Raw genomic sequence first — 11,520 nt, forward strand, 5'->3', positions numbered from 1 at the left:
AAAAAGCTTGGGCTTAGGCCCAAGCTTTTTACTTAATATCAGTTTCTTCGATTTTCATTAAATTGTCACGAGTTAAATTTACACCTCGTAAACGTACTGCTTGATTTCGTTTTGTTTCCTCATATACATTACGTACGTACCTTCCGTTACCAAACTGTTCTGCTGTTCGAGCTATTTCAGCCTTCGCTCGAAGTTTCTCATAAGCAGCCTCTGTTAACTCATATCCGTTCTCTTTAAACATTTTCTCTCCCATTTGCAGTAGCTCATCAACACTATAATCTTTAAATTCAATTCTATTTGGAATACGCGACCTCAGTCCTGGATTTGTATTTAAAAACCCTTCCATTTCATCCGTATACCCCGCAAGAATTACGATTAAATCTTCACGATGGTCTTCCATCGCTTTTAATAACGTATCAATCGCTTCCTTCCCAAAACCATGGCTAGTATTTACATCTTTAGCTAGAGCGTAAGCTTCATCAATAAATAGCACTCCACCAAGGGCCGATTGAATCACTTCTTTTGTTTTTATAGCCGTTTGACCTACATATCCAGCAACAAGACCAGAACGATCTACTTCAATTACCTTATTAGAAGAGAGAATTCCTAGATGATACAGTAACTCTGCCACAACTCTTGCTACAGTCGTTTTTCCTGTTCCTGGATTACCAGTGAAGATCATATGTAATGCAGATCCTTCATCTACTGGCAAACCTAAGTTTTTCCTTGTTTGTGTAATTCGAATTTGATCTTGTAAACTTCTCATAAAGTCTTTCACTTCATTCAATCCAATAATTTTCTGTAAATGTTCTTCTAATTGGAATTCTGCAGTTGCATTATTTTGTTCCTTCTCAAAATCTTCAGGAAGCAAGGTAACCATTTCATTTCCATCTAGAATGCCTTCATTTACAATCCGATTATCTAACTCTCTCTTAGCTTTCTCAATCACATTTCGTACCAATCTTCCATTTCCTGCATCGGCTTTCAAGCGTTTTACCTCTCTTGCAAGCACTTTCGACAACGGTGCAATTGACTCCTCTGCTAATACCAGTCCTTCTTTTTCTGTCGTTACCTTTGCAATCTCTACTAATTCAGCAACCGAATAATCCTGGAAATATACATCGTTCGGGAATCGAGATTTCAGACCTGAGTTAGCTTGTAAAAAGTCCCTCATTTCTTTCTCGTATCCAGCTAGTATAACGATAACGCTATCTCGATGATCTTCCACTAGTTTCACTAACGTATCAATCGCTTCTTTACCAACATTATCAGTACTCAACGCATATGCTTCATCTATAAACAGTACTCCACCAAGCGCAGACATAAATACTTCTCTTACCTTCTCAGGCGTTTGACCAGCGTAAGGGGAAATAAGATTACTCTTATCCACCTCAACCAATTTACCGCTTTTTAAAACACCCATTCTCTTTAGTAAATCACCAACTACACGAGCTACAGTCGTTTTTCCTGTCCCCGGATTACCAGTGAAAATCATATTTAAATTTTGAGAAGACTTCTGCCTAATCCCAACGCTTTGGCGAAGTTGCTGGGCAATTAGCTGTTTTTCTAATGAACGGACGAAATCTTTTATTTCCGTTAATCCAACAATCGTTTCTAGTTCTTTTTCTAAATCAAATTCTTTATCTCTTGTATCTACGAGAAAATCTGGTGCTTTGAAAGTAATAAGTTCTGTAGAATCCGTATATTCGCATTCACTTTTACTAATTCGTGCTGACTGTCTACGGATCCCTTCCTCCACAATATTTCTAATCATTCTTCCGTTTCCTGATTCTGCAGAAGATAGCTGCATTTCAGATTCTACTCTTTCCACTAAAGCCTCTCTTGCCCCTTCTGTTAAAATGAATTCTCTTCCTTTAATCATACTTTCTCCAATCGCAACAAGCTCCTGTAGAGAGTAATCTTTGAAGTCAACATTTAAAGGGAATCGAGATTTCAGACCTGAATTTGTTTTGAGGAATTCTTTCATTTCCTTCTCATACCCAGCTAGTATAACGATTATATTCTCTCGATGATCTTCCATAAGTTTTACAATTGTATCAATCGCTTCTTTTCCATAACTATCAGTAGCTAACGCATACGCTTCATCTATAAATAAAATACCACCTAAAGCAGACATAAATTTGTCAGTTGTTTTCGGCGCTGTTTCTCCTACATATCTCCCAACAAGCCCACCACGATCAACTTCAACAAAGTGTCCTGATTTTAAAATTCCCATCTCTTTCATCATTGTCCCTAATAATCTAGCGACAGTTGTTTTACCAGTTCCAGGGTTACCAGTAAAGATCATATTCAAGCTTTGATTCATCGTAGAGTGTAATCCAGCAGTCTTCCTTTTCTTTTGCGCTACAAGCTGAAGTTCCATCTCCCTCATAAATTCTTTCACCTGATCGAGGCCAATAATTTTATCTAATTCAGCATTTAAGTCAAATGTATTTTCGGCACCTAATCCAAAATCTTCTTTCGTTAACATATTTATTTCTTCATCACTTAAAAGTTTTAAAGCTCCACCAGAACCTTTAAGTCGAACTGATTGCTCTGCTATAGCTTTCTCAACAATATTTCTTGCCAAGCGTCCATTTCCAGAATCATTTTTTCCGGGTATTTGTTTTCTCGTAAATTCTTCAATCAATTCATCTTTCAAATCATCTTCAATCGTAAACCCTTCACTTTCTACAATTTTTTCAGAAATCATGAAAAGTTCTTCAGATGTATAATCCGGAAAATCTATATGATTATTAAATCTAGATTGCAGGCCTGGATTTGTCTTTAAAAAATCGTCCATTTCATCCTTATATCCAGCAAGAATTACAACTAAATCTTCTCTAAGGTCTTCCATTCCTTTAACTATAGTGTCAATGGCTTCTTTCCCAAAATCATTTCCTCCACCTCTAGCTAAGGAATATGCTTCGTCGATAAATAAAACCCCGCCTTTTGCAGAATCAATCACAGCTTGTGTTTTTGGCGCTGTATGTCCTATATATTGACCGACTAAACGAGATCGATCTACTTCCACTAAATGACCGCTTGATAAATAACCTAAAGCCTTTAAGTATTTCGATACTAATCGTGCGATAGTAGTCTTACCCGTACCTGGGTTTCCTGTAAAGATAAAATTCATCGTTAAACGCGTTTGTTTCGACCCGCGAGATTGTCTAATCTTTTGCAGTGCCAAAAACTCTTCCAGCTGAAAAACTCTTTCTTTCACTGCATTTAAACCAATAACTTTTTCAAATTCTTTTTTAATATTTTCTAAATTTTCTGCTCCTGCTTTTTTACGAGTAACTTGTATTTTCTCCACACCATCATCTAAATATAATTCATCTGATGCTGTAAGCTGATAAATGATGCCTGGTTCTACTTTTCCTGATATGCGTAAATTAGTGATAGATTGATAAATATCATCTTCTATATAATTCTTAATTCCGTGTACACCCATTGCTAAATTGGCTTTCTCAACAATAAAGTCAGATACACCATGAGTGTAATTCATATTCACTTGTAATTTCGTATGAATACGTTTTTGATATTTTTTCAAATAGCGATCTGATATTTTTATTAAAGTACGGGGCGGTAATACAGACGTTTGCGGATAATCTATTATTTTCTCTAATACTGTGGCCGGAAACATTGTACGAATATCTTTCAAATCTTTTTCGGTAGATAAAATAATTAACTTATTTTCTATTTGAATCGAATCAATGCTTTTCTCCGCTAAACTGCTATATGTTTTTTCGAGCGCTTGCCAATTTCCATTATAAACATAGCGATCCTTCAACTTAATTTTTCCATCCATAATTAATTCTGATAACTTAGAAATTAAATCAGGCGGACATTTGTCCACATTATCAAAGTACAGTACATCTGACTTAGACCTGATTCCTCTATATACATCTGATAAAAAAGTACTTTCAATATCTGACGCTCCAAGCGAATTGCTAATATCGATATAGTGTACATCTGGTTTTTCATATAAATCATACTCATTCATAATCGCTGTTAAATATTTTACGGATTTATATATACCTGTACCTTTTCGACCAGAGACAAAAATAACATTTTTTAAGTTCGCATCTGGACGTTCGTAAATAAAGCTTCTCATATAACCCGTACATAACTGATCGATAAACTCTTCCTGACCGAGTATATAGCTATTTAAACGTTTTTTCCCATCTTCAAATACCCTTTTATACTTATCGATTTCGTTGTTACGATTTTGCTCCTCCGTATTGGAATCATAATTCGGGTCTCTTCTTCTTTGCTGCTTATATTCCTCTTTAGGAGGTTGCTTCATATTTACACCTTGAGCATGTAGCATTAACTCACGGAATCGATCAGCCCACGAGGAATTCGGATTTCTCATCAAAAATTTCTTACAACACTTTATACATTGTGCTTCCATTTCTGACTGTAAAAGAGCTTTCGCATAGTAATACTCTAACTCTTCACTCTTTCCGCTTTTCAACGCCTGTTCAAAATATGTAATTGCTTGTTGCACTTGTTTTTTTTCAAATAGATAAGCTTGTCCAATTCTAAAATTTGCTTCATGGTGCGATGCATCTTGACTTAAAACTTTATTGAAGTAAAATCTAGATTTCTCGTAGTTTTCCTGTTTTAAATATAATTTTCCTAACCCCATTAACGTAGTTATATCTGCTTCACCTAAATTATATGCACTTAGAAGCAATGTTTCTGCTTGATTAAGCTCATTCAATTCTACGTAAGTTATCCCTAAATACACCATGTATTCACTATTGCTCTCGTCTAATGATAACGCTTTTTCAAAATACATTTTTGCCTTATCATAATTTCGATTATGTAAAAATAATAATCCGGCTAAATAAAATAACCCTGGATGATCAGGATATCTCGCAAGTAATCCCTCAATTTGAGTCAATGCTTTTGACAATTCTCCTGAATGGACATTTGCTTCAAATAATGATTTAAAAGCCAAAAACTCTTCTTTGTTATATAAATTTGTCGTTGACATTGTATCCCTCCTATAAAACAATTAAAGATTTATGAATAAAGAAAACTCCTATATAGGAGTTTTCAAATTGTTTCATCATCTTTTACCAAATACAACCGATATGGCGGTTAAAATACTTCGATTTCGCTTCTCTCTTTGGCCCGTATGAACTTCTTTATTATCAAGCCAACCTGGAATTCTACTAATTTTCCAAACAAAATAAAGCAAAGCTCCACTAATTACTAAACTAATAAATGAGAAAGAAAATAGTGCATTTAAGAACCATATTGCTGGAATAAATCCTAAACCAACAAAACGTCCTACAAGGAACTTTGTTTGTAATGCTTTTTCACCTAAATCAATAAATCTTTGAATGAATCCAAGTAAATCTCTATCTGTCGCATAAATCTTAGCTTCTCTTAATAAGATTAGTCCTTGTTCAGCGCTCTCTTGAGAAATATAGCTATAATAAGTCTCACCATTACTCTCTTGAGCATATAGCATCGATAAACACTTATAATAGTAATTATAAGCTAATTCATTACCTAAACTCGGGTCTTTCCCATATGTTTCAATTAATTGATGTAAAATATCAATCGCTTGATCATAATTATCTCTATATCTTGCGATTACTGCCATTCTGAAACGATATGCTCGCTCGTTCGGGTTAATGCTTAATGCTTGTTGAGTTAATCTTTCAACATGATCTAATCGCTCTTCAAAGCTTAATTTCGGATGATCGAAATATACATCAGATAAATCATAATAGAATACATCATTATTCGTTTCGATATCCATCGCTTTTCTATACTCATAAATCGCATCATCATACTCATTCCACATATAATGCGCTCTCGCTAATATCGCCCATCCGTGTGCGTTAGCTCCATAATCTTCAGTGACCTTTTTCCCTACAACAATTGCATCTGCAATTCTGCCTTCTTCTAATAGGCTCCATGCATAATCTATTAATTCTTGCGCAGTAGATTCTGTTGTATTATTAAACTGTTCTTGTTGATTCGTATTCACTTCAGATTTAGAACCTTCTAGCATACGGTTATACTCACTTCTCTTCGCTTCATCCAAAAGGATTACCTCAGCTTCAGCAAGAATCTCAACTTTTCGTTCTGCTTCCTGTCTACGCTTTAAATCAGGTGCATTTGTTCTCCCTAACCATTTTCGCTGCGCCTCAGTTAACTTCTCTTTCAGCTCACTTGCTCCAATATTTGGATCGACCTGCAGCAATTCATAATAATTCTCCAAAGGTTAAACACCCCTATCCGTATAAAATACATCAAAAAAAATCGTTATTCTACTGAAATTCCTGCTAATTTTTCAGCTTTTTGTTCAATTGCTGCTTCTGTTAAATTTGATTTTCTTTCAATTTGCATTTCACCTAAATGTTGACCAGTATTTTCATCTTTTCCATAAACGTGTACAACGCCATTTTCATCATATGTAAAAATGAAACGAACTGGGTATCCTTGTGGTTTTGGTCCTCTTAAATCTAGAATCGATTCACCGATAATTTTTACAAAATCAGGGTCACTGTCTTCCCCTTCTGTTACTTGAACGTGAAGAGATGTTTGCCCCTCATTAACTGTATAAAACACAGCTTCTTCACTAGCTGGAATTGGTGTATTTCGAACAATAATTTTTTCGTTAATGTATCCACCAGTGTTATTATCATGAATTAAAATCCCTAAACTATGCGAGTTTACATCTACTACTCTCGTTTTCGGTTTAAACTCTTCTGCATTGTTAGACGCTTCATTATCTACTTGTAATAAACTTCCTTGAATAGCAGCTCCTAATGCAACTACTTCATCAGGGTTAACATCTTTTGAAGGCTTAATTCCTGTTGTACGTTCAATTAAATCTGAAACAGCTGGAACCCTTGTCGAGCCGCCAACAAGTACAATCTTATCAATATCTTCCCAAGCTAAATCAGCATCTATTAAAACATTCTTCATAATTAAAGCAGTACGACTTAAAAGAGGTGAAAGAAGCTCATCAAATTTTTCTTTTGTCACTTCAACTTTTACTGTACGCCCTTGAGATGAAAGTGTAATAACCGATTTTTTACGAGATGATAGCATTTTTTTACAAGCTTCAGCTTTCTCACGTAAATCTTGTACTGCATTTAAATCATCATATAAATCTAATCCATGCTCTTCTTCAAATTTCTGCTCTACTAATTCAAAGATTTTGTTATCAAAATCGAAACCGCCTAAGTTACGATCTCCCCCAGTAGCCTTAACAATTACTTCATCTTGATTTAGTTGTATCAGCGTCACGTCAAACGTACCTCCGCCTAAATCGTACACCATTACATTCTGCTTTTGCTCACGATTCGCTAAACCATATGCTAATGCAGCAGCCGTCGGTTCGTTAATTACCTTAAGTACTTGTAAGCCAGCAATTGTCCCAGCATCTTGCGTTGCTTTTCTTTGCGCATCATCGAAATATGCTGGTACTGTAATAACAGCTTTCGTCACTTTAGCGCCTATTGCTTCTTCTGCATCTTCTTTTAAACGTTTTAAAATAAGAGCCGAAAGATCCTCAGGTGTAAATACCTCTCCACCTATCGGGAATTTATAACTTGCATTTCCCATCTGTCTCTTCACAAATTGAACAGTATTTGTTGGGTCTGATACAGAAATACTTTTTGCAGTTGAACCTATAACAGGTGATCCATCTTCAAAAAATATAACTGATGGAGTAACTCTTTCTCCCTCACGGTTTGGCAGAATTGTTGGGTTTCCACTATCATCTATGTATGCCACCGCCGAGTTGGTTGTTCCTAAATCGATACCAATAATCACCTAATCAGCTCCTCAATATCCTTTTTTCACTACATATTGTTATAACAAATAAGATAAATCTAACATTTTTTTCACAAATTTGCCATAAGCACGACTCATTAATTATAATAAATAGTTAAAAAAGTTCCGTCAATGAAAATTTCCCTTAATTTAACTACATCATTTTATGTATATTTTATACCTTCTACAACCATTTTTGTTATGTTTTTTCAGAAAAATCATAAAATATTTTCTAATATAAAAATATGGCGGCTTTAGCAAGTACGCTACAAGCCACCTTAACTACAAATACATTAAATTTTTTCATCTACAATGCGAATCATAAAGTACTCAACAAGCGATTCAATTGTTGGAAACTTAGTCCCAACTTCGTTCAAGTCCATTTCAAAGTTCAACTCGAAAATATCATGTAATTCAATAAGAGCCGAAATGAACATCCCTACATCCCCAGTGTATGCAACAGGTGATCCATCTATCTTCAACTCTTCTACTGGCTTTAATCCTTTTTCCGAAATCACCGCTAATACCGATGCAATTACAGATTGTATTAAATTCTCTTTTATTGTTTTTAATGTTGACATGTTATCCACCTCATAAATATTTTATTAAACTACTATCTTTTTCGCTTATACAACAGTTTTCCTAATTTAATAGTCAGGAGAGGGATAGCAATCGTAGCATACGTAACGTGACGCCCCACATTTTTAGCTTCTTCTCCCAGCCCTTTCGCAAATTCTCTCGTAAATTCTTTCCTTCTAATTAATTCCTTATAATGTGCCATGGCATTTTTCCATTGTTCTACAAATGTATCTCCTTCACCATTTGCTTTTCCTTCCTCAACACGTGTACGAACGTGACGAAGAAATGGAACAATTTCTCCTAACAACCATTCCGTTACTTCACTTGCAAATTCGTCTATAACTTCTTCTATTTTCTCTTGTAATGTTTCACTTATTTCTTCGGGAATTTCATCTACACCAAGTTTACCTTTCACATAATGGTCTACCGATTCTGCGAGTATACTATTATTTCCTTGCAGCGATTCCATAAGGTCACTTACGTCTGCATCAACTTTTACTTCTTGTATTTCTTCGGCAAACTCATTTATCGTATTCTCTGTCTCCGTTGACAGTAACCCCGGCGTCGCCTCTGTAAATTGCTTTTCAACATCTTCCCAGCCATCTAAGTATAATTTACTAGATATTTTCTCTCCAAGATTATCAATAAATGTTTCTCCAAATGTTGTATCTGTCTCCACTTGTAACACTTCTTCTACAATATCTTCTTTCACATAAGCTTCCGCCGCCGAATCAATCAATGTATCCCTAACTTCTTGTTTACTGTCCTTCTTTAAATCTTCTTCTTCTTTCCTTCTAGCCGCCTCCAAACTAATTTCTTCACGTAGTTCTGCTACCAATTTTTTATAATCGGTCTCCTTAACACTTTCAATTTCAGCACTCATTTGATCGAAGAAAGATGGTGGAAGCTCCTCTTCATACTTAATTGAATCATCCTTCTCTACTTGATTCTCTATCCCCTCTCTTTCTATTTCTCTAACCTTTTTTGTATGATCTTTTTTCTCAGAATCCTTATCATCCACTTCATCAAATAACCCTGGTGTGTCCATATATTTGATAAGATACATTCTTCCATCTTCAAACAGATGTCTCGTTTCTCTCTGAATACCTTTTATATTATAATCCCACCATGCTTTTGGACTCTTATTAGCTGCCTCTAGCTGCGCCTTAAAACTACTTATTATCGTATTTGCTTCACCAGCTTCTCTCCATTTTTTATCACGTGCTTCCAAAACATCTCTTGCATCAGCTAACGGCTTATACTTATCAATGATTTTATCCGCTACTTTCATACTATCTTCATAAACTGTTTTTATTTCTCTACTAAACTCTTCTTTATTATATTTAAACCATTCTGCCGGCCCTTGCTTTATCGCTTCTATTTGTGCTTTAATACTACCTTTCAATGTGTACTTTTCGTCTCCAGACTCGCTCCATATTTTCTCGCGTTCTATGACAACCTCTTTTATAGAAAATAGTATTTTATTACCTTCTATCATTTTATTTGCTACTTTCATACTATCTTCATACACATTTTTTATTTCTTTACGAAACTCTTCTTTGTTATATTCCCACAATCTACCTTCTTTTGCTGCATCTATTTGTGCTCTTACACTATTTTTACACATTTCCAATAGCGTTGCGCCCTCGCCATCTTCTATTCGCTTTTCATGTCTCTCTCTCAATGATACTTTTGCATTTGCTATTACCTTATAAGTATCAGTAATTTTATCTGCTATTTTCACGCCGTCTTCATACACATTTTTTATTTCTTTACGAAACTCTTCTTTGTTATATTCCCACAATCTACCTTCTTTTGCCGCATCTATTTGTGCCCTCACGCTATTTTTACACATTTCTAATAACGTTGCGCCTTCACCATCTTCTATCCGTTTTTGATGACGCTCTTCCAGTGACACTTTTATATTTTTTAACGTTTGATAATTGTCGGTAATTTTATCCGCCATTTTTGCACAATCTTCATACGCAGTTTTTATCTCTTTACTAAACTCTTTCTTATTGTACTCCCACCATGCTTTTGGCCCTTGTTTTGCTGCTTCTATTTGCGCCTCAATACTACTTTTTAATGTGTATTTTCCTTCGCCAGCTTCATTCCATTTTTTATTCCGCTCTTCCAGTACTTCTTTTATAGGACCTAGTATTTTATTATTTTCAATTACTTTATTCGCTAACTTCATTCCATCTTCATACACATGCTTTATCTCTTTACTAAACTCTTCTTTGTTATATTTCAACCACGCTTTCGGACCTTCTTTTGCCGCATCGATTTGTGCTTGTATGGCATTCTTCCACATTTCTTTAAAACTATCACCATAGCCAGCTTCTCTCCAAGCATCTTTTCTTTCTTTTAAAATTTGTCCAATCGTTCGTTGATCTATCTCTTTCTTTTTCTGATCAAACAATTCATCTAAATCGAATCCCGATTCTTCTTCTGTCTCACTTCTCGGCTCAAACTCTTTTTTTACAGTTTCTTCTTCTCCTGGACCTTCCGACGAATCAGTTCCTTCTATATTCTCTCTTGTCTCAGGGGGGTTCTCATCCTCTTGCACTTCTTGTTCCGATGGTTCTTCCGTCTGATCAAGTTTCTTGTCTTCACCCGTTTCTTCTTGCTTCGGCATTTCTTCTACTTGTTCTGGTTTCTCTTCTCCAGTTTCTTCTGTTGTTTCTCCTGCCTGATCAAGTTGGTTTTCTCCATCTGTTCCTTCTTGCTTTGGCATTTCTTCTACTTGCTCTGGTTTCTCTTCTCCAGTTTCTTCTGTTGTTTCTCCTGCCTGATCAAGTTGGTTTTCTCCATCTGTTCCTTCTTGCTTTGGCATTTCTTCTACTTGCTCTGGTTTCTCTTCTCCAGTTTCTTCTGTTGTTTCTCCTGCCTGATCAAGTTGGTTTTCTCCATCTGTTCCTTCTTGCTTTGGCATTTCTTCTACTTGCTCTGGGTTCTTTTCTCCTGCTTCTTCCGCCTGTTCAAGTTTCTTGTCTTCATCTGTTTCTTCTTGCTTCAGCGTTTCTTCTACTTGTTCTGGTTGCTTTTCTCCTGCTTCTTCCAGCTGATCAAGTTTCTCGCCTTCACCTGTTTCTTCTTGTTTCGGCGTTTCTTCTACTTGTTCTGGTT

Annotated in this window: 4 protein-coding genes and 1 pseudogene; all 5 read right to left on the reverse strand. The window is 35.6% G+C overall.

All coding sequences use genetic code 11. The annotated features are described in order from the left end of the window. Window positions 1-28: 28 nt before the first annotated feature. Window positions 29-5,008: an AAA family ATPase gene (locus PDQ40_RS17860; protein ID WP_270691550.1), complete on the reverse strand. Its 4,980-nt coding sequence runs from the start codon at window positions 5,006-5,008 to the stop codon at window positions 29-31. A 75-nt stretch (window positions 5,009-5,083) separates the two neighbouring features. After that, window positions 5,084-6,250, reverse strand: coding sequence for a tetratricopeptide repeat protein (locus tag PDQ40_RS17865; protein ID WP_000433039.1), 1,167 nt, complete (start codon window positions 6,248-6,250; stop codon window positions 5,084-5,086). 44 nt (window positions 6,251-6,294) lie between these two features. Next, window positions 6,295-7,812 (reverse strand): Hsp70 family protein, encoded by a 1,518-nt coding sequence (locus tag PDQ40_RS17870; protein WP_270691551.1) that lies wholly within the window; start codon window positions 7,810-7,812, stop codon window positions 6,295-6,297. A 293-nt stretch (window positions 7,813-8,105) separates the two neighbouring features. After that, complete coding sequence (locus PDQ40_RS17875; protein WP_000105691.1) at window positions 8,106-8,393, reverse strand: hypothetical protein; 288 nt, start codon at window positions 8,391-8,393, stop codon at window positions 8,106-8,108. A 32-nt stretch (window positions 8,394-8,425) separates the two neighbouring features. After that, window positions 8,426-11,520, reverse strand: a pseudogene (locus PDQ40_RS17880) (hypothetical protein); the annotation flags it as partial.

The organism is Bacillus cereus group sp. Bc061, assembly GCF_027715825.1.
In the GTDB taxonomy this organism is placed as follows: domain Bacteria; phylum Bacillota; class Bacilli; order Bacillales; family Bacillaceae_G; genus Bacillus_A; species Bacillus_A paranthracis.